The sequence below is a fragment of the Oxalobacteraceae bacterium OTU3CINTB1 genome (assembly GCA_024123955.1).
In the GTDB taxonomy this organism is placed as follows: domain Bacteria; phylum Pseudomonadota; class Gammaproteobacteria; order Burkholderiales; family Burkholderiaceae_D; genus Rugamonas.
Genome location: CP099652.1, coordinates 183,689 through 201,692 on the forward strand (window position 1 = coordinate 183,689; position 18,004 = coordinate 201,692).

The window sequence follows — 18,004 nt, forward strand, 5'->3', positions numbered from 1 at the left end:
CGGAAGGACCCCGCCCGCATCGCCGGAGCAGGACCGCATTAGCGGTGCAATTTGACCGATGCAACTAATTAACAACATTTCCATGGCGCATGTGCGAAAAAAAAGCAGGGACAGCGATGTCCCTGCTTTTTTGTACCGGCTGTCCGGCGTGGCGCGCGCGCGGTCTACTTGCGTCCGCGCGGGGCGGCGGCCGGCGCGCGCGCCGGTTTGCCGCCCTTGGCGGGCGCCGACGCCGCCGGCTTCTTGACCTTGATGGTGTCGAGGATGGAGGCGCGCACCTTGGTTTCGAGCGACTGGCGCGCCGTCAGGGAACCGGTCAGCGCGTTGGCGCGCTGACCCTGGCCGCGCTGTTGCGCCTGGGCCGAGGCCGATGCCACGATGCCGGACTTGGCGCCTTTGCCGCCCTTGGCGGCGGCGCCCGGCAGCGGCAGCGCAGAGGCCGGGCCACGGCGGCCGTCGGTGCTCGGATTGCTGGTCGCCTCGCCGGCCGACCAGCTCGGAATCAGGTGCTTGTCGCCGTTGCCGATCAAGTCGCCACGGCCCATGGCCACCAGCGCCTCGCGCAGGATCGGCCAGTTCTCCGGGTCCTGGTAGCGCAGGAAGGCTTTGTGCGTGCGGCGGATCTTGCCGCTGCGCGCCGTCTCGACGGTTTCCGAATCGGCCGTCACCTTGCGCAGCGGATTCTTGCGCGTGTGGTACATGGTGGTGGCCATCGCCATCGGCGTCGGCATGAAGGTCTGCACCTGGTCGAGCTTGAAGTTGTTCTTCTTCAGCCACAGCGCCAGGTTCAGCATGTCCAGGTCGGTCGTGCCCGGATGGGCGGCGATGAAGTACGGAATCAGGTACTGCTTCTTGCCGGCTTCGAGCGAGAAACGGTCGAACATTTCCTTGAACTCGTCGTAGGCGCCGATGCCCGGCTTCATCATCTTCGACAAGGTGTTCTCTTCCGTGTGCTCGGGCGCGATCTTGAGCAGGCCACCGACGTGGTGCGTGACCAGTTCCTTGACGTACTCCGGCGAACGCACGGCGATGTCGTAGCGCAGGCCCGACGAGATCAGGATCTTTTTCACGCCGGGAATGGCGCGCGCCTTGCGGTACAGCGAGATCAGCTTGCTGTGGTCGGTGCCCAGGTTGACGCAGATCGACGGGTACACGCACGACAGGCGGCGGCACGATTCCTCGATCTTCGGGTCCTTGCAGGCCAGCCGGTACATGTTGGCGGTCGGCCCGCCCAGGTCGGAGATGGTGCCGGTGAAGCCCTTGGTCTTGTCGCGGATGTGTTCGATCTCGCGCAGGATCGACGGCTCCGAGCGGCTCTGGATGATGCGGCCCTCGTGTTCCGTGATCGAGCAGAAGGTGCAACCGCCGAAGCAGCCGCGCATGATGTTGACCGAGAAACGGATCATTTCCCACGCCGGAATGCGGGCCTTGCCGTACGACGGATGCGGCGCGCGCGCGTAGTTCATGTCGTAGACGCCGTCCATCTCGTCCATGCGCAGCGGCAGCGGCGGCGGGTTGATCCACACGTCGCGCTCGCCGTGCGCCTGCACCATCGCGCGGGCGTTGCCGGGATTCGATTCCAGGTGGAACACGCGCGAGGCGTGCGCGTACATCACCGGATCGGCGCTGACGGTCTCGTACGATGGCAGCCGCACCACGGTTTTGTGGTGCTTTTCCTTTTCCATCGCCTGGCGCTCTTCGCGGCTCATGATGCGGATGGTTTTGACCACCTCGACCGGAGCGACCGGAATAGGTGCGGCCGGCTGAGGCTTGGGTTCGACCATGGCCTCGTTGACTTCAGTCTCGGCACCGGCTTTGGCGCCGCCGTTCTCGGTGGCGCACGACGACGTGTTCTGCTGCACCATCATGTACGGATCGACATGCGGATCGACCTTGCCGGGCGTATCCATGCGGGTGCTGTTGTTGACGCCCCATTCCTCGCTCGGCAGCCAGCCGGCCGGCACCATGAAGGCGGTGCCGCGCAGGTCGCGGATGGTCTTGATGTCCTCGCCCGCCGCCATGCGGTGGGTCAGGTCGACCAGCGCGCGCTCGGCGTTGCCGAAGATCAGCAGATCGGCCTTGGAATCGGTCAGCACCGAACGGCGCACCTTGTCGGACCAGTAGTCGTAATGGGCGATGCGGCGCAGCGACGCCTCGATCGAGCCGATCACGACCGGCGTGCCGGGGAAGGCTTCGCGCACGCGCTGGGCGTAGACGGTGACGGCGCGGTCGGGCCGCTTGTTCGGCTCGCCGTTGGCGGTGTAGGCGTCGTCGGAGCGGATCTTGCGGTCGGCCGTGTAGCGGTTGACCATCGAATCCATGTTGCCGGCGGTGATGCCGTAGTACAGGCGCGGCTTGCCCAGCGCGCGGAAGGCCTCGGCCGAGGTCCAGTCGGGCTGGCTGATGATGCCGACGCGGAAGCCTTGCGCCTCCAGCAGGCGGCCGACCAGCGCCATGCCGAAGCTCGGATGGTCGATGTAGGCGTCGCCGGTGACCAGGATCACGTCGCATTCGTCCCAGCCGAGCGCGTCCATCTCGGCGCGGGACATCGGCAGGAAAGGCGCGGCGGCAGCGCGGGCAGACCGCTTCGGGACGGTCGCAAATAAATTGGTAGGGGAGATCATATCGGACAGCATTGTACCGGAAATGCCATCCCTCCGCTCACGGGGCGCGGAAAATTCTTTTAGTATTCAACAACTTGTGACGAAAGCGCCAGTGTTATCGGTCGATAAACGCTGGCGCTTCGACACCGCCCGGGCGGGCGATGGCAAGCTTTAAACGCCGATATTGGACAGCATACGGCCCAGTTCACGCAGCGCCGGCTCCAGTTTCGGGTGTTCGGCGGCGAATTTGGCCGAGATTTCCTGCGAACGCTCGGCCAGGCCGTAGGTGGTGGTGCCGCCGTCGGGCTGTTCTTCCTTGCCGCGCTCGAGCAGCGCCTGGATGTCGCCGTCGAGCTGCACCAGCAATTCCTGCAATTCGGCGTCGACCGGGCCGGCAGTGGCCAGGTTGGCCTGCAGGGTTTTGAGCGATGTTTTCAGATTACTGTCCATGATGCTTATCCCTCGTTGTTCAATCGGCAAATTTGGTGGTCACGTATAACTCTTCGACCTTGGTCCTTGCCCACGGTGTCTTGCGCAAAAACTTCAGGCTGGATTTAACGCTTGGATCGCTGATGAAGCAATTGATATCGATCCGCTGGGCCAGCTGTTCCCAGCCGTAATGCTTGTGCAAACGGGTGACGATGGCTTCCAGCGTGACGCCGTTCAAATCATTACTCATGGTTCGGTTTAACTCGTAAAAACTATGCAGACTCGATTTTGACATAAATTTCGCGCTTCCCCCGTACATCCGGTTTGCGGCTAAGTTGCGCCGCATCAAGTTCCTCCCGCCGCGCCATGTCTACAGTGAATCCTTCATTTTTCGAGGAACCATCATGATGCGCGCCGTGATTTGCAAAGGCGATCCCACCAGCCATGGCGGCAAGGTGCTGGAGGGCAACGAGCTGGTGACAACCAACGGTCGCGCGGTCGCTCAAAAAGGCCACATGACGTTCTGCCCGCAGTGCAAGGGCAACTTCCCCATCGCCGAGGGGCTCGATTTCCACACCTACGCCGGCATCGGCACGGCGGTGGACGGCATGAAGACCGCCTGCGGCGCCAAGCTGATCGCCACGCAGCACCAGATGGTGATCGACGACGGTGGCAGTGGCAGTGGTGATGGCGGCGCAGGCGGCCAAAGCGACGTGGCGTCGCCGGACGGTTCGAAGTCCGCCGCGCCGGTGTCGGCGCCCGAACCGCCGCCGACTGTCTACAGCGCGACCTTCCGCGCTGTCGACGAGCGAACCGGCCAACCCGTCGCGGACAGACCCTACCGCATGGTGACGTCCGACGGGCGCACCGTGCGCGGCGTCACCGACGGCGATGGCCGTACCAAGACCATTAAGGGCCACGATCCATCGACAGTTCAGCTCTTCTGGGAAATGGAGGACGTCGGCGACGTTGACGAAGGGGGAGACAAGCAATGACCGAAGCAGCTTCCGCAGCTACCTGCGCACTCGATGTCAAGGGCACTGTCACCACAGTCGCGCTCGGCGGGTGCCGCAAGGTATGCTACGAATTCGATACCAGCGCCACCAAGGCTGACCTGGCGCTGCCCTACCGGGTATCGCTCAATGGAAAGGTGCAAGAGGCTGCGGGCGCTTCGGGCGGCCTGACCGCCGCCAACCGCAAAATCACCTTGCTGGCCGCCCCCGGTGACAAGATCGCCCTGTTTCTCAACAGCGACGTCCATCCCGATTTCCGCCGCCAACCCGTCTACGCCGTGCAAGTGGGCGACAACGATGTGCTGGTCAAGATCACCGAGCAGACCGGCCAAAAGCACCAGGTGCGCGCCGAGGTGGGCAGGGCGGCCTACCGCCCACCGAACCGGCCGGGCGGTCCTCCGGTGGACTTTTATTCAGCGGGTCTGACAGGCGATATCTGGAAGCTGATCTCGCACAAATATAGCGAGGCGGAAGTGAACGCCTTCCTGCCGCCGGAAACGATACCGGCTGTGCGGCAGGCCGTGCGCGCTATCTACGCGGGGCTGCGGGAGAACAGCGTCCTCGTCAAAATCCCCGTCAGCGACTCCGCGCCGGGACTGGAACTGCGGGTCCGCTTTGCCGATGCGGAAAACGCCAGGGCCAATGTCACCGCTTGTTCACTGCTCGATGACGTGTTGCCGCGCACCCATCCCTGCGCATTTGCTTCGCTGTTCACGGAGGCCTGCAACGCTGGCGTGACCGACATGCTGGTGACGTCGTGCTGGCGGCCGATGCTCGGCTCGATTGCTCACAGGGCCGGCCTCGGAATCGACGTCATCCACATCGCCAACGCCAGCCAAAAAGTCCGGATCAACCGGGTGGGATTGACCAGTGACGGCAAGAACGAAAACGTCAGCGACACCGAGAAGAAACTATACGTCGAGTACCTCGCGGCGAAACAGAAAACGCGAGGAAGTACCGCTGCCAATGGCGAACTATCTCGGGACAAAGAGACGAATGCAAAAGACGAAGGTCAAGCGAAAAAAGAATGGCGTAAAGAGATCAAGAAAAACGAACCGAAGCTGATGAGTGAACTGCGCAATGGACTTTACAAACACCCGTCAATAAAACAAGTGTTCGACCCTTGGTACATGGAGACGAGTACAGAAGATCAGCGTCCACCCGAGACAAACGAACAGGGCAGCGCGAACGAGAAACTGCATGCGAACCACCTTCACCTAACCGTAAAAGAACCGAAAATACTATGAATCTACAGCGATTAGCCTCCACATTACCAATGCTAACATTTGCGGCCACGGCGTTCGCGGCTAGTCCAGCCGTGAACGAAAGAGACCCATCGCGTGAGTGGATAGATATTCCATGGAACTTACGCTACGTCCTCTTCATCAATTCCGAGAAATACATGAGGGAAGGCATCGCGGCTTCAAGGCGCTTCAACGCTCTCGACGGAAAGCAGGGGAAGGACCACGTATATCATGATATTGAAGAGCTATTTATCAACATGAAACAAGTCGTTCCGGCAAAAAAAGGAAAGATCGCAGTCGCCTTGATTACGTTTGATCGGACCGGCCGTGTAACGAACGAGGATTCAGCCTTCTCCGGGTTCACCGGCAAACTGTCGGCGATAGAAAGCTTTGTGCTCATTCGGCCTGACGAGGCTCAGACAAAACCATACGGTTTCGGCGAATGGGACCAAGGCATCCCCGGCGACGTTAGTTTTTCGCCGGCCTTGTGCATAACGATCGATTCGCACCGATACGAAAAGTACTGGCGCCAAAACGACTATCGCGGCAACGTCGGGTGCCGTGAATGGACCGCGCAACTGTACCGCCCGGAGGAGCCCTATATCGATGTCACCACGTACTCCAAGCGCGGCAATTTCATCGGTGAACTGGTGGGATGGGCGCGCTTTGAAGACCGCCCTAGACCAGTCATCGGCATGCAAGGCAAGCAGTGGCTGTGTTTGCACGAATGTCCGGCGGGGGAAAGCCCGGGGGTCATCTCTAACATCCGTGCATGGACGCGCAAGCACAACTTCCCCATACCAGTACGCCCGAAGCGCCAGCCCGTTTATCCGGATGCCAATTATAAGGACGACCTCAACGAGTTCAGGGACTACGACTGAACCCGTCGATACCTCTGAAAATTACTTCTCGGTCAAACCACGGCGCTCCAGCAGCGGTTCGATCTTCGCGTCACGGCCGCGGAATTCGCGGAACATTTGCATTGCGTCCATCGTGCCGCCTTTCGACAGCAGCATCTTGCGGAAGTAATCGCCGTTTTTGCGCAGCATGCCGCCGTTTTCGTTAAACCATTCGACGGTGTCAGCGTCCAGCTTCTCCGACCACAGGTAGCCGTAGTAACCGGCCGAGTAGCCGCCCGAGAACACGTGCGAGAAGTACGTGGTGCGGTAGCGCGGCGGCACCGGCGCGTAATCGACGCCGGCCGCCTTCAACGAGGCCGCTTCAAAGCCCAGCACGTCGGTCGGGATCTGCGTCGCGCCCAGCTGGTGCCATTTCTGGTCCAGGATCGACGCGGCCAGGTACTCGGTGGTGCGGAAGCCTTCGTTGAATTTCTTAGAAGCGATCACCTTGTCGAGCAACTCCTGCGGCATGGCGGCGCCGGTCTGGTAGTGCTTGGCGTAGTTGGCCAGCACTTCCGGCTGGGTCGACCACATCTCGTTGACTTGCGACGGGAACTCGACGAAGTCGCGCGGCACGCGGGTGCCGGCAAAGCGCGGGTACTTGACGTTCGAGAACATGCCGTGCAGCGCGTGGCCGAACTCGTGGAACAAGGTGCGCAGTTCGTCGTAGGTCAGCAGGGTCGGCTCGCCGTCGTTCGGCTTTGGAATGTTGAGGTGGTTGGCCACCACCGGCTGCGTGCCCATCAGCGACGATTGCGACACGTAGGCATTCATCCAGGCGCCGCCACGCTTGTTGCTGCGGGCGTAGAAGTCGGCGATGAAGATGGCCAGTTGCTTGCCGTTGGCGTCCATGACGTCGAACACGCGCACGTCGGGGTTGTACACCGGCAGGTCCTTGCGTTCCTTGAACGACAGGCCGTAGACCTTGTTGGCGGCGAAGAACACGCCGTTGGTCAGCACGCTGTTCAGCTCGAAGTACGGCTTGAGCTGGTTCTGATCGAAGTTGAAGCGCTCGGCGCGCACCTTGTCGCTGTAGAACGACCAGTCGTGCGCGGCCAGCTGGAAGCCGCCTTTTTCCTTGTCGATCACCTGCTGGATCTCGGCGCCCTCCTTCTTCGCGTTGGCGACGGCCGGACGGGCGAATTCGGACAGCATCTTGTTGACCGCTTCCGGATCGTGCGCGGTCTGGTCTTCCAGCGCGTAGGCGGCGAAGCTTGGGTAGCCCAGCAGCGCGGCCTTGTCGGCGCGCAATTTGGCCAGTTGCAGCACTACTTGCGTGTTGTCGAACTTGCCGCCGTGGCTGCCGCGCGTGAGCGACGCGGCCATCAGGCGCTCGCGCGTGGCGCGGTTGGTCAGCACGGCCAGGTTGGCCTGGCCGGAAGTGTTGACGACCGGGATGGCGAACTTGCCTTCCAGGCCGCGTTTGTTGGCGACGATGGCGGCGGCGTCGATCGCCTTGTCGCTCATGCCGGCCAGTTCCTCGCGGGTGTCGACGATCAGCGCCGAGGCGTTGGCTTCTTCCAGCACGTTCTGCGCAAAGGTCGTTTGCAGCTTGGCCAGCTCCGCGTTCATCGCCTTGAGCTTGTCCTTGTCGGCGGCCGAGAGCTTGGCGCCGGCGCGCACGAAGTCGGTGTTGTAGCGTTCCAAAAGGTATTTCGACTCGGCGTCCAGGTTCAGCTTGTCGCGCTTGGCGTACAGCGACTGGATGCGCGCGTACAGCTTGCCGTTGAGGCGGATGGCGTCGCTGTGGGCCGCCAGTTTCGGCGACAGCTCGCGCTCGAGGGCCTTGAAGGTGTCGTTGGTGTTGGCGCCGGACAGGTTGCCGAACACGCTGGACACGCGCGACAGCAGCTGGCCCGATTTCTCCATCGCGACGATGGTGTTGTCGAAAGTGGCCGGCTTCTTGTTGTTGGCGATGGCTTCGATCTCGGCCGCCTGCTGGCGCATGCCTTCGGTGAAGGCCGGCGCGTAGTCGTCGTCCTTGATCTTGTCGAACTGCGGGTAGCCGTATTGCAACGGGCTGACTTTGGCGAACGGGTTGCTCGCGGCCAGCAGCGAAGCAGGTTGGGCGGCGTGGGCCACGCCGCAGATCGCGGTGATGGCGGCGGCGATAATCAGGTTGGTGCGATTCATGGAAATCCTTTGATATAGCGAAATATAAATGGCCACGGTTCCACGTAGGGCGGATTAGGCGGAACGCCGTAATCCGCCATGGATGAGCCGTCGGCGGCTCATGGCGGATTACGCTGCGCTAATCCGCCCTACGGTCCAATGACATTGAGTGAAGCGATTATTTTCCGGTCAGGCCGCGGCGTTCCAGCAGCGGCTCGATGACCGGATCGCGGCCACGGAAGTTGTGGAACAAATTCATCGCATCGTCCGTGCCGCCGCGCGACAGCAGCTTGGCGCGGAACCAGTCGCCGTTCTCGCGTTTCAGGCCGCCCTTCTCCTTGAACCATTCGACGGTGTCGGCGTCCAGCTTCTCCGACCACAGGTAGGCGTAATAGCCGGCCGAGTAGCCGCCCGAGAAGCTATGCGAGAAATACGTGGTGCGATAGCGCGGCGGCACCGGCGCGAAATCGACGCCCATGTCCTTCAGCGACTGCGCCTCGAAGGCCAGCACGTCGGTCGGGATTTGCGCCGGGGTCAGCTGGTGCCAGCGCTGGTCCAGCAGCGACGCGGCCAGGTACTCGGTGGTCAGGAAGCCCTGGTTGAACTTCTTCGACGCGATCACCTTGTCGAGCAATTCCTTCGGCATCGGCGCGCCGGTCTTGTAGTGCTTGGCGTAGTTGGACAGCACCTCCGGCCACACGGCCCACATTTCGTTGACCTGCGACGGATACTCTACGAAGTCGCGCGGCACGCTGGTGCCGGAGAAGCGCGGATACTTCACGTTCGAGAACATGCCGTGCAGCGCGTGGCCGAACTCGTGGAACGCGGTTTTGACCTCGTCGTAGGTCAGCAGGGTCGGCTCGCCGGCCGGCGGCTTGGGAATGTTGAGGTGGTTGGCCACCACCGACTTCGTGCCCAGCAAGGTCGACTGCGAGATGTATTCGTTCATCCAGGCGCCGCCCTGCTTGTTGCCACGGGCGTACATGTCGGCCAGGAAGATGGCCAGCTGCTTGCCGTCGGCGTCGAACACGTCGAACACGCGCACGTCCGGGTTGTACACCGGCAGATCCTTGCGTTCCTTGAAGGTGATGCCGTACAGCTTGGTGGCGGCGAAGAAGACGCCGTTGACCAGCACGTTGTCCAGTTCGAAGTAAGGCTTGAGCTGGTTCTCGTCGAAGGCGAAGCGCTGCGCGCGCACCTTGTCGGTGTAGTAAGCCCAGTCGGCCGCGCCGATCTTGAAGGCGCCCTTTTCGGTGTCGACCACCGCTTGCAGGTCGGCCGCTTCTTTTTTAGCGTTGGTGACGGCCGGCGGGGCCAGTTCACCCAGCAGCTTGTTGACGGCGGCGGTGTCGTGCGCGGTCTGGTCTTCCAGCGAGTAGGCGGCGTAGTTGGCATAGCCCAGCAGGGTGGCCTTTTCGGCGCGCGCCTTGGCGATCTTCAGCACCACCTGGCGGTTGTCGAACTCGCCGCCATTGGCGCCGCGCGACAGCGATACGGCCATCAGCTTGTCGCGCACGGCGCGGCTTTTCAGCACGGCCAGCGGCGGCTGGCCGCTGGTGTTGACCAGCGCGATCAGGAACTTGCCGTCCTTGCCCTTGGCCTTGGCGGCGGCGGCGGCCGCGTCGATCTCGGCGTCGCTCATGCCGGCCAGTTCCTCGCGGGTATCGACCAGCAGCGCCGAGGCGTTGGTTTCCTTCAGCACGTTCTGCGTGAAGGTGGTCTGCAAAGAAGCGATAACGCCGTTGAGCGCCCGCAGTTTGTCCTTGTCGGCGGCCGACAGGTTGGCGCCGGCGCGGACGAAATCGGTGTGATAGCGTTCCAGCAGGTGCTTCGATTCGGCGTCCAGCTTCAGGCTGTCGCGCTTGTCGTACAGCGCCTTGACGCGCGCGTACAGCTTGGCGTTCAGGTAGATCGCGTCGCCGTGGGCGGCCAGCTTGGGCGACATTTCGCTGTCGATGGCGTCGAGCTTGTCGTTGGTGTTGGCGCCTTGCAAGTTGCCGAAGGTGGTTTGCACGCGCGTCAGCAACGCACCGGATTTCTCCATCGCCACGATGGTATTGTCGAACGTCGCCGGCTTCCTGTTGCTGGCGATCGCATCGATTTCCTTCAGTTGCTGGCGCATGCCTTCGGCGTAGGCCGGCAGGAAATGCTCATCCTTGATCTTGTCGAAGGCCGGATAGTGGAACGGCAAGGTGCTGGCGGTGGCCAGCGGGTTGCCGGCCAGGGAGGCGGCCGGGGCGGCCAGAACTGTCTGGGAGAAGGCCAGGCCTAGGGCGACGGCGACAACAAGCATCTGGGGACGGGACATGATCTGCATCTTTCAATAAGCGCCAGGAAAAATGCCGGCGCGGCAAAGCGCGGCACGGAAGCGCAAGATCATATCAGGGTGATAGACAAGCAGTCACCCGCAAAAAATGGTGCACTGCACTTGATTGGAAATGGTGCATATTTTCCGAAGAATGATTTGCTGCACCGCCCATTACGGCGCTGAGAGGCGCTCGGTGTCGGCGCCGACCGTAGAAACGGCACCGCCGATCCGGCCGCGCACAGTACGCGTCAATTATCTGAATCATCACACTTTGTATTAAGATCGCGGCATCCAACCAGGAGAACCACCTTGCCGCGCACCTTGCTCATTGCCGCTTTGCTCGCCGCCGGGGTCGCCGGCCCCTCCCATGCCGCCATCACGCCGGAGGCCTTCAACAAGGTGGCGCCGCCGCCGGGCCTGTACCGCATCGACAGCGATGCCTCGATGCGGATGTCGCCCGACAGCGCCACCGTCCGACACCAGCTCGATAGCGCCAGCGGCAAGGTCGACGTGACCGCCATGCAGCCGGGAAAAAGTCCCCAACGGATCTACAACGGCGCCAGTGGGCAGAAGCCGTACTGTTTGCCGCCGCGCAGTGGCAAAGCGCAGATCCTGCCGCCGGAAATGGCCGCTTCGGCCTGCAAGAACATCTCGGAAAGCATCACCGACACCACCCTGGTCACCGAATCGCAGTGCGCCATCGGCAAGATCAAGATCACCATCCGCAAGCTCGGCAACGACAAATGGGAGATGACCCACGAGTCCGACACGAAGACGTCGCCGGCGGCGTCGAACATGAACGCCATGCGGCCGATGCTGGAGAACGCGGCCAAAAACGCCCCGACGGCGGAACAGCGCGCGCAGGCGAAGCAAATGCTGGCCGACCTGCCGCGCCAGCAGGCCGAGATGCAGGCGGCGCTGGCCGAGACCAGGGCCGATTTGCTCAAGGAGCAGGCCAGCGCCAACTCGGCGGCGGAGAAAGCGGAAATCGCCAAGCAGTTGCAAGCGATGGATCAAGGCGGCCCGAGCATGCATGCCATCAGCCGTTCGCTGTGGACGCGTATCGGCGGCAGCTGCGGCGCGACGCCTTAGCCTGTCGCTCAGGGGCGCATCGCCGCCTCGATGCGGCGGTCGGGCAGGAACCACAAGATCGCCACCAGCACCAGCAGCGCGAACGACGCCCACACCGACGCGAACGCCAGCGGCACGGCGAGCAGATACAGCACCATGGACGCCATGCCCTTGCGGTCCTTGCCGACGGCCTTGGCCAGGACGCGATCCTTCGGGTTGCAGGAAATGAGCATGCGCTCAAGGATGAAATAAGCCACCGACGCCAAAAACAGCGTGGCGGCGTACAGCGCGACCGGCAGCGGCGCGAAATGGTTCTCGCCCATCCAACCGGTGGCGAACGGGATCAGCGACAGCCAGAACATCAGGTGCAGATTGGCCCACAACACATTGCCGTTGACCACGGTTGAGGCGTGCAGCATGTGATGGTGGTTGTTCCAGTAGATGCCGACGTAGACGAAACTGAGCACATAGCTGAAAAACACCGGCACCAACGGCTCCAACGCCGCCAGATCGGCCCCGTGCGGCACCTTCAGTTCCAGCACCATGATGGTGATGATGATCGCGATGACGCCATCGCTGAACGCTTCAAGCCTGCCTTTGCCCATCTGATTCCCCAGTGTTTTTGTGGGCTGATTTTACAGGATGGCAGACGGCTTGGCGGCGTCCGGTCCTCCCCCATCGGTTAGATGCGCATGAGCTGGCATCGAAGGCCGAAATGCGAGGCTGCCTTTGCCATAATGCGATCAAAGGTCCACAGTTCCGCTTGGTATTGCTGGACCAAGGCCAAATGCAGTGCGTCTCCTGCGCGAACGCTTGTCTGCCATCCATCCAACATATGCGCCGAACCTGTATGCCCAATGCAGACAGTAACTCCACCTCGGTCCAGCTGCTACAGGCGAGAACCTCGCCAGGACTGGTCATTAAGCGCTCGGCAAGTTGGCTGCCGGATTCTGGAAGCAGGAAAGCGATCAGAACGCTGGTATCGACATACCGCATCAGAAACGATCCGAATCCCGCATTTTACGAATGAATTCAGCGGCAGGCTCACCTCGATAGCGAATGCCGGCCCGATGTCCGGCCAAGCTCGGAACCTGCTGGCGGGGCTGGTCGCTTTTAACGATCTTCACAACGGGTTTTCCATGCTTGGTGATTGTCACCTGCTCACCACTTTCCACTAACTCGACCAGCTTGCTAAGCTGTGCTTTCGCTTCAGCCAGAGAAAACGTGTACATGGGAACCTCGCGACCATCTGATAGTCATTTGATCATAGCACCATGCGAAACCGACCGCACGTTCGACGGTAGCGTTCTGAGCTGCGTCGATCGTGCGCTCTTTGGCGCGGCACGAACAATTGATGAAGATTCGCACCACGGACTGTCGCATCCATTGAAGCATCAGCCTGACCACCGCCCTCGGCACGGCAGGTTTGATCGCCAAGGTTTATGGCCTGCTCCCATCGCAGTAAGCGGCGAAAGACACGCGACTCGACAATATCAATTTAACCACATAAACTGGCATCCACTATTCCTTGGTGGCGCCATGATGAAATCAAACATTTTCAACAAAAAGATCCTTGCTTCCGCATTCGGCCTGGCCTTGCTGGCAGGCGTGAGCATCCCATCTGGCGCCGAAGCGCAAAACATGCAAGCTGTTGCCGACTTCAACAGCTGTCAGAAGCCGGAATGGCCCAAGGAAGCGCTGCGTAGCGAACAGACTGGTGCCGTAACGTTGTCGTTCCTGGTAAGCGACGAGGGAAAAGTGACGGACTCGGTGATCGTCAAGTCGAGCGGCTTCCCCTCGCTGGACGAAGCAGCGCAGCGCGGCATCGGGCGCTGCCGATTTCGCCCGGCAAAAATCAACGGCACGGCGGTCGGTGGCTGGACGCAGATGCAATATGTGTGGAGCATCGATACGCGCGAGCGAAGGCAGCAGGCGGTGGACCGCGCGGAGACCTATCGCGCCGCCGCGCTGAAAGGCGATTTACAGGCCTTGTATGAGCTTGGGATGCTGTATCGGGGATCGCACGGCTTGCCTGCGGATCCGGCATATGCGACCAGGATGTTTCGCCTGGCGGCGGAACGCGGACAGCCGGATGCGCAATACGAGCTCGCAAACATCTTAAACTACGGGGTGGGCGCGGAGAAAAACCCTGAGCAGGCACTGGCCTACTATCAAAAAGCTGCACAGCAGGGCAATGTCCAGGCTCAGCGCAAGTTGGCCGGATTCTACGAAACGGGTACCGGAGTCGCGCGCACCCCCACGCTTGCGGCGGAGTGGTATCGCAAGGCCGCCGACCAGGGCGATCATGCATCCGAGGATAAATTGGGCAGCTATTACGAGAACGGGACTGGCGTTGAACAGAGCGATGCCAATGCCGTGTCGTGGTACCGCAAGGCCGCCGAAGCCGACCTGCCGGCGGCTCAGACACATCTTGGCCTCATGTACTTACGCGGCAAGGGGGTCGAAAAAGACTTGGCTCTGGCCAGGCTTGGCTTGGAAAGGCTGCGCAACGGCGCGATCCCCGGGCGGAGGCGGTAATGGGCGAGTTGTACCTTGCAGGCAAGGGCGTGATGCAAAGCCCGGTCGATGGCTGGAACTTCCTGCAGCGGGCCGCGGCAGGTGGAAATGTCCAGGCGATGGCAGTGATGGGCTATATGCTCACCAGGGGGATGCACACGGCGCCGGATCCGGAGCAAGGCAAGGTCTGGCTGCGAAAGGCCTCCGCCCTGGGAAGTCCGATAGCCGGTCGCTGGCTCGATAACAGCGAGGCCGCGAACTACATTTTTGGCGAGTGATCGGCTCCGGAGCTTTCGCGTTCGGCGCTGCGTCAATCGTGCGCTCTATGCCGCGCCTACACGACGGCGTAAAGTAGCGATCAATGAGGAGGAGTCCATCATGAACAGCAATCGCGAGTCCCAGCAGGGCCAACCTTACATCGCCGAGCGAGTCGCCCATCTGGAGACGGCGATCGACTACCAAGGCCAGGCCGTATCGGGACTGCGCGACGAAATGCGGGCCGGTTTCGTCCGTACCGACGCCGAATTCGTTCGCGTCCACGAGCAATTGATGAAGATTCGCACCACGGACTTCCGCATTCTGTTGAGCATCTGCCTGACCACCGCCCTCGGCACGGCAGGCTTGATCGTCAAGGTGTATGGTCTGCTCCCGTCTCCTTGAGCGTGGACCATCGCACTAACGCCTCATTACTTTGGGAACTACTGGCGAATCTCCGGCTCGACCAGTTGCGCCAGCAGCACCAGCGACTCCTGCCAGCCCAGATAACACGCCTCGGCCGGGATCACCGCCGGGATACCCTCCTGCACCACCTTGATCTCCACGCCGCAGAACACCTCGCGCAAGGTCACCGTCGTCTGCATCTGGCCCGGCAGGTTGGGATCGTCGAACTTGGCCGTGTACCGCAGCAACTCGTTCGGCACCAGTTCCAGGTATTCTCCGCCGAACGAGTGGCTGTCGCCGGTGGTGAAATTGGTGAATGACATGCTGTACGTGCCGCCGACCTTCGCATCCATCTGGTGGACCTTGCCGGTGAAGCCAAACGGCGGCAGCCATTTGGCCATGGCGTCCGGGTTCAGGAAGGCGCGATAAACGCGGTCCGGCGTGGACTTGAGGACGCGATGCAGTTGCACGGTGTTAGTGGTCATAATCGATGCTCCTGAAAGAAGTAGAGGACAGCCCTCAGATCATACGACGAACGGCAAACGGTCGATTCGACATCGTCCCGCATATTTTTTCAGGCGTCGTAACGCGTCAACAACGGCGTTGCGCCTGCTACCCGCCCAACGTGATGGCCCGGCCCCGCGCCTTGGCGAGGTACAGGCCGGCGTCGGCGCGGCGCAGCATGGCCTCGATGGTGTCCGATTCCGACAGGCGCATGGCGATGCCGGCGCTGTACGACAGCTCGAAATCCAGGGTCGGCAACACATAGTCGGCCAGCCACTCGCGCAGGCGGCGGTCGTAGGCCTGGACGGCGGCGATGTCGGCGCGGTTGAGCAGCACACAAAATTCCTCGCCGCCGTAGCGGCAGAAGACGTCGCCGGTGCGGCTGACCGCCCGCAGCGCCGCCGCGAAGCGCTGCAGCGCGCGGTCGCCGGCGGCGTGGCCGCGCGTGTCGTTGAGTTGCTTGAAGTGGTCGAGATCGAGCATCAGCACCCCCATCGGCTGCCGGTAGCGCACGCTGATCGCCAGGTCGATGCCGGCCTGCGCCAGCCAGGCGCGGCGGTTAAGGGCGCCGGTGAGGCCGTCGACCGTGGCCAAGCGCTCGAGTTCGCGCGCGGCCTCGTCGCGGTGGGCCAGCAGGATGGCCGCCAGCGACAGCACCACCGTGATGTTGGCCACCAGCGCGAACACCAGGTTGACCAGGTGCGGCGCGAAGAAATGCGGGAAGTCGGCCGTGTAGAAGGCGCCCAGCGCGCCGCGCCAGGCCGTCACCACCATTTGCGCCAGCAGCGAGATCACCAGCAACCAGCGCCAGCGGCCGACCGGCGCCTGCGGCCGGCGGCACAGCGCCATGACCACCATCGCCATCTGCAGGGTCAGCAGGCCGTTGGCCCAGCCGACGCGGAAGGCGTAGCTCGAAAAGCCGGCGCCGTAGCCGAGCGTCAGCAGCACGGCGATGATGGCCGGCGCGCGCGCGGTGGCCTGGCGGCCGCACCACAAGTCGAAAGCGACCGCGTTGAACGCCATGCCGCCGGCGATGCAGCCCATCGACAAGGTCGACAGCAAGCGGTCCAGCCAGCCACCCGGTTCGCACAGGCTCGACAGCAGCAACAGCACCCAGCCGGCCGTCTGCAAGACGATGCCGACCTGCGCGCGCCGTGCCGGCCGGTTGACGTGCCCCATGAAATACGGCAAAGCGACCGCCATCGTCAACATGTTGAGCGTCATGGCGATGAGCAAGGTGGAAACGTCGATGTGCATGAAAAACCACGGGAGAGCGTGGCTGGGGGCGGCACGCGGGCCGATAGTATAACGCACAACCATCTGTTCCATCAGACAACTTTATGGGCATTGACACAACTAAATATCGGCGTTGCGTCTTGCGCGTGGGAACAGAAGGCCGAGCTCGGCTACACTGCGGTCTGCGCTTACCACTAAAGGAATTATCGATGGAAAATTTCCCGGAGTTGCTCGACACGCTGACGCAGCAGGAAAAGGAATTGCAATTCACCGCGTTCGGCAGCGATACCGCGCTGGCGCTGGGCTTGAAGGTGGTCGAGCTGGCCAAGGACAGGCAGAAAATCGTGACGGTCAACATCACCGTCAACGGCAAGGTGCTGTTTCACCACGCGATGCAGGGCGCCTCGGCCGACCAGGCCGACTGGATACGCCGCAAGAACAACGTGGTGGAGCGCTTCGGCCGCTGCTCGTTCTTCATCGGCATCGACCATAAGCATCGCGGCGTGGCGTTCGACGAGATCAAGTATCTCGATCCGGCCGACTACGCGGCCCACGGCGGCGCGTTCCCGATCACGATCAGGAACGTCGGCATGATCGGCACGGTGACGGTGTCGGGCCTGCGCCAGGCCGAAGACCACGCGATCGCCGTCGAGGCGCTGCGCGCGGTGCTGGTATAAATCAGTAGTGTGGCGGCGGCTCGTGCGCGAGCGCGCCGCCGCTGTTGCCTTGTGCCTGGTCGCGCATATGCTGGACCAGCGCGGCGCACATCTGCTCGAGCTTGTCGATCTGCTGTTGCTGTTCGTAGACGCGCTGGTTGAGCGACTCCACGATGTATTCCTGGTGCGCCAGTTTGGTTTCGATATCGATGAAGCGGTCTTCGGTGTTACCCACGGCATACTCCCTGCTGGAAAGCATGCATTCTAACCGCCCCGCCGCTTATTTCAGATAGACGCCCCCGCACAGCACCATATCGTCTTCCGGCACGCAGTACATGCTCTTCGGTTCGATCTTGCCGTTGGTCGGGTTGGTGAACTTGTAATCCTGCCAGAACGGCTTTTTCTTCTTGGCCAGCTCGATGCGCTCCTTGATGAAGAATTTGCCGTCGACGTCGCGGATTTCCATCAAGTTCTTGCCGATCATCTTGGGATTGGCGCCGTGCGTGCGCACCGTACCGTCGAGACCGTAAATCACCAGATACAGGTCGCGATCGACGAACTGGCCGTCCTTCTTGCCGATCTCGGCGTAGGTTTTCTCGTTGCCGTTGGCCTTCCAGTATTTCAAGCCCTTGGCCACCATGGCCTCGGCTTCCGCCTTGGTGGCGAATTCCTCGGCCTGGGCTGCGGGCAAGAGCGCGCAGGAGAGCAGCAAAGCAGCGATAAGTCGGATACGCAAGATGTCACCTCCGGAA

The 18,004-nt window shown here is 62.0% G+C and carries 19 protein-coding genes; 8 read left to right on the forward strand and 11 right to left on the reverse strand.

Annotation, left to right across the window (positions count from 1 at the left end; translation table 11 throughout):
• Positions 1-164 precede the first annotated feature (164 nt).
• The 3 genes from NHH73_00680 to NHH73_00690 all read right to left on the reverse strand — a co-directional run bounded on the left by NHH73_00680 (position 165) and on the right by NHH73_00690 (position 3,282).
• The gene (locus tag NHH73_00680) at positions 165-2,549 is read right to left on the reverse strand and encodes a YgiQ family radical SAM protein (protein USX29756.1); all 2,385 of its coding nucleotides are present in this window, start codon (positions 2,547-2,549) and stop codon (positions 165-167) included.
• A 225-nt stretch (positions 2,550-2,774) separates the two neighbouring features.
• Positions 2,775-3,053, reverse strand: a complete 279-nt coding sequence (locus NHH73_00685; protein ID USX26846.1) for a DUF4404 family protein — start codon at positions 3,051-3,053, stop codon at positions 2,775-2,777.
• A 19-nt stretch (positions 3,054-3,072) separates the two neighbouring features.
• Positions 3,073-3,282 carry a VF530 family protein gene (locus NHH73_00690; GenBank protein USX29757.1) on the reverse strand — a complete coding sequence of 70 codons (210 nt, stop codon included), beginning with the start codon at positions 3,280-3,282 and terminating at the stop codon, positions 3,073-3,075.
• Between the two features lie 154 nt (positions 3,283-3,436).
• On the opposite strand from NHH73_00690, the gene NHH73_00695 reads away from it, so the two are divergent.
• The 3 genes from NHH73_00695 to NHH73_00705 all read left to right on the forward strand — a co-directional run bounded on the left by NHH73_00695 (position 3,437) and on the right by NHH73_00705 (position 6,170).
• Positions 3,437-4,027, forward strand: coding sequence for a PAAR domain-containing protein (locus tag NHH73_00695; GenBank protein USX26847.1), 591 nt, complete (start codon positions 3,437-3,439; stop codon positions 4,025-4,027).
• Entirely contained in the window at positions 4,024-5,292 is a 1,269-nt protein-coding gene (locus tag NHH73_00700; protein ID USX26848.1) for a hypothetical protein, read from the forward strand. Before NHH73_00695 ends, NHH73_00700 begins: the two co-directional genes overlap by 4 nt.
• Before the next feature lie 155 nt (positions 5,293-5,447).
• Entirely contained in the window at positions 5,448-6,170 is a 723-nt protein-coding gene (locus NHH73_00705) for a hypothetical protein (GenBank protein USX26849.1), read from the forward strand.
• 21 nt (positions 6,171-6,191) lie between these two features.
• On the opposite strand, the gene NHH73_00710 is transcribed toward NHH73_00705, so the two are convergent.
• Both NHH73_00710 and NHH73_00715 read right to left on the reverse strand, forming a co-directional pair.
• A complete protein-coding gene (locus tag NHH73_00710) occupies positions 6,192-8,321 on the reverse strand; it encodes a M3 family metallopeptidase (GenBank protein USX26850.1) in 2,130 nt (709 codons plus the stop codon).
• Positions 8,322-8,478: 157 nt separating this feature from the next.
• Positions 8,479-10,608, reverse strand: a complete 2,130-nt coding sequence (locus tag NHH73_00715) for a M3 family metallopeptidase (GenBank protein ID USX26851.1) — start codon at positions 10,606-10,608, stop codon at positions 8,479-8,481.
• A 309-nt stretch (positions 10,609-10,917) separates the two neighbouring features.
• Between NHH73_00715 and NHH73_00720 the strand changes: the two genes are divergently transcribed.
• Positions 10,918-11,700 carry a hypothetical protein gene (locus NHH73_00720; protein ID USX26852.1) on the forward strand — a complete coding sequence of 261 codons (783 nt, stop codon included), beginning with the start codon at positions 10,918-10,920 and terminating at the stop codon, positions 11,698-11,700.
• An 8-nt stretch (positions 11,701-11,708) separates the two neighbouring features.
• Here NHH73_00720 and NHH73_00725 read toward each other — a convergent pair whose 3' ends face one another.
• Complete coding sequence (locus NHH73_00725) at positions 11,709-12,284, reverse strand: TMEM175 family protein (protein ID USX26853.1); 576 nt, start codon at positions 12,282-12,284, stop codon at positions 11,709-11,711.
• 390 nt (positions 12,285-12,674) lie between these two features.
• The gene (locus tag NHH73_00730) at positions 12,675-12,911 is read right to left on the reverse strand and encodes a type II toxin-antitoxin system prevent-host-death family antitoxin (GenBank protein USX26854.1); all 237 of its coding nucleotides are present in this window, start codon (positions 12,909-12,911) and stop codon (positions 12,675-12,677) included.
• Between the two features lie 307 nt (positions 12,912-13,218).
• Here NHH73_00730 and NHH73_00735 point away from each other — a divergent pair, with 307 nt between their 5' ends.
• The 3 genes from NHH73_00735 (at position 13,219) to NHH73_00745 (ending at position 14,856) form a co-directional block, all read left to right on the forward strand.
• The gene (locus tag NHH73_00735) at positions 13,219-14,217 is read left to right on the forward strand and encodes a TonB family protein (protein ID USX26855.1); all 999 of its coding nucleotides are present in this window, start codon (positions 13,219-13,221) and stop codon (positions 14,215-14,217) included.
• Positions 14,217-14,474: a hypothetical protein gene (locus NHH73_00740; protein ID USX26856.1), complete on the forward strand. Its 258-nt coding sequence runs from the start codon at positions 14,217-14,219 to the stop codon at positions 14,472-14,474. Before NHH73_00735 ends, NHH73_00740 begins: the two co-directional genes overlap by 1 nt.
• A 100-nt stretch (positions 14,475-14,574) precedes the next feature.
• On the forward strand, positions 14,575-14,856 hold the full coding sequence (locus NHH73_00745; GenBank protein USX26857.1) for a hypothetical protein: 282 nt from the start codon (positions 14,575-14,577) through the stop codon (positions 14,854-14,856).
• Between the two features lie 38 nt (positions 14,857-14,894).
• Here NHH73_00745 and NHH73_00750 read toward each other — a convergent pair whose 3' ends face one another.
• Together NHH73_00750 and NHH73_00755 are read right to left on the reverse strand one after the other, a co-directional pair.
• Complete coding sequence (locus NHH73_00750) at positions 14,895-15,341, reverse strand: SRPBCC family protein (protein ID USX26858.1); 447 nt, start codon at positions 15,339-15,341, stop codon at positions 14,895-14,897.
• 127 nt (positions 15,342-15,468) lie between these two features.
• Positions 15,469-16,617 (reverse strand): GGDEF domain-containing protein, encoded by a 1,149-nt coding sequence (locus NHH73_00755; GenBank protein USX26859.1) that lies wholly within the window; start codon positions 16,615-16,617, stop codon positions 15,469-15,471.
• Positions 16,618-16,805: 188 nt separating this feature from the next.
• Here NHH73_00755 and NHH73_00760 point away from each other — a divergent pair, with 188 nt between their 5' ends.
• A complete protein-coding gene (locus NHH73_00760; GenBank protein USX26860.1) occupies positions 16,806-17,273 on the forward strand; it encodes a heme-degrading domain-containing protein in 468 nt (155 codons plus the stop codon).
• 1 nt (position 17,274) lies between these two features.
• On the opposite strand, the gene NHH73_00765 is transcribed toward NHH73_00760, so the two are convergent.
• A complete protein-coding gene (locus NHH73_00765) occupies positions 17,275-17,487 on the reverse strand; it encodes a SlyX family protein (protein USX26861.1) in 213 nt (70 codons plus the stop codon).
• A gap of 45 nt (positions 17,488-17,532) precedes the next feature.
• Positions 17,533-17,988, reverse strand: coding sequence for a cache domain-containing protein (locus tag NHH73_00770; GenBank protein USX26862.1), 456 nt, complete (start codon positions 17,986-17,988; stop codon positions 17,533-17,535).
• Positions 17,989-18,004 lie beyond the last annotated feature (16 nt).

Bases quoted from the DNA above. Each gene is read 5' to 3' on its own strand.
- NHH73_00680 (USX29756.1), bottom strand. From the start codon at position 2,549: ATGTCCCGCGCCGAGATGGACGCGCTCGGCTGGGACGAATGCGACGTG.
- NHH73_00695 (USX26847.1), top strand. From the start codon at position 3,437: ATGATGCGCGCCGTGATTTGCAAAGGCGATCCCACCAGCCATGGCGGC.
- NHH73_00690 (USX29757.1), bottom strand. From the start codon at position 3,282: ATGAGTAATGATTTGAACGGCGTCACGCTGGAAGCCATCGTCACCCGT.
- NHH73_00750 (USX26858.1), bottom strand. From the start codon at position 15,341: ATGACCACTAACACCGTGCAACTGCATCGCGTCCTCAAGTCCACGCCG.
- NHH73_00745 (USX26857.1), top strand. From the start codon at position 14,575: ATGAACAGCAATCGCGAGTCCCAGCAGGGCCAACCTTACATCGCCGAG.
- NHH73_00725 (USX26853.1), bottom strand. From the start codon at position 12,284: ATGGGCAAAGGCAGGCTTGAAGCGTTCAGCGATGGCGTCATCGCGATC.
- NHH73_00760 (USX26860.1), top strand. From the start codon at position 16,806: ATGGAAAATTTCCCGGAGTTGCTCGACACGCTGACGCAGCAGGAAAAG.
- NHH73_00700 (USX26848.1), top strand. From the start codon at position 4,024: ATGACCGAAGCAGCTTCCGCAGCTACCTGCGCACTCGATGTCAAGGGC.
- NHH73_00710 (USX26850.1), bottom strand. From the start codon at position 8,321: ATGAATCGCACCAACCTGATTATCGCCGCCGCCATCACCGCGATCTGC.
- NHH73_00685 (USX26846.1), bottom strand. From the start codon at position 3,053: ATGGACAGTAATCTGAAAACATCGCTCAAAACCCTGCAGGCCAACCTG.
- NHH73_00740 (USX26856.1), top strand. From the start codon at position 14,217: ATGGGCGAGTTGTACCTTGCAGGCAAGGGCGTGATGCAAAGCCCGGTC.
- NHH73_00730 (USX26854.1), bottom strand. From the start codon at position 12,911: ATGTACACGTTTTCTCTGGCTGAAGCGAAAGCACAGCTTAGCAAGCTG.
- NHH73_00705 (USX26849.1), top strand. From the start codon at position 5,448: ATGAGGGAAGGCATCGCGGCTTCAAGGCGCTTCAACGCTCTCGACGGA.
- NHH73_00735 (USX26855.1), top strand. From the start codon at position 13,219: ATGATGAAATCAAACATTTTCAACAAAAAGATCCTTGCTTCCGCATTC.
- NHH73_00715 (USX26851.1), bottom strand. From the start codon at position 10,608: ATGTCCCGTCCCCAGATGCTTGTTGTCGCCGTCGCCCTAGGCCTGGCC.
- NHH73_00755 (USX26859.1), bottom strand. From the start codon at position 16,617: ATGCACATCGACGTTTCCACCTTGCTCATCGCCATGACGCTCAACATG.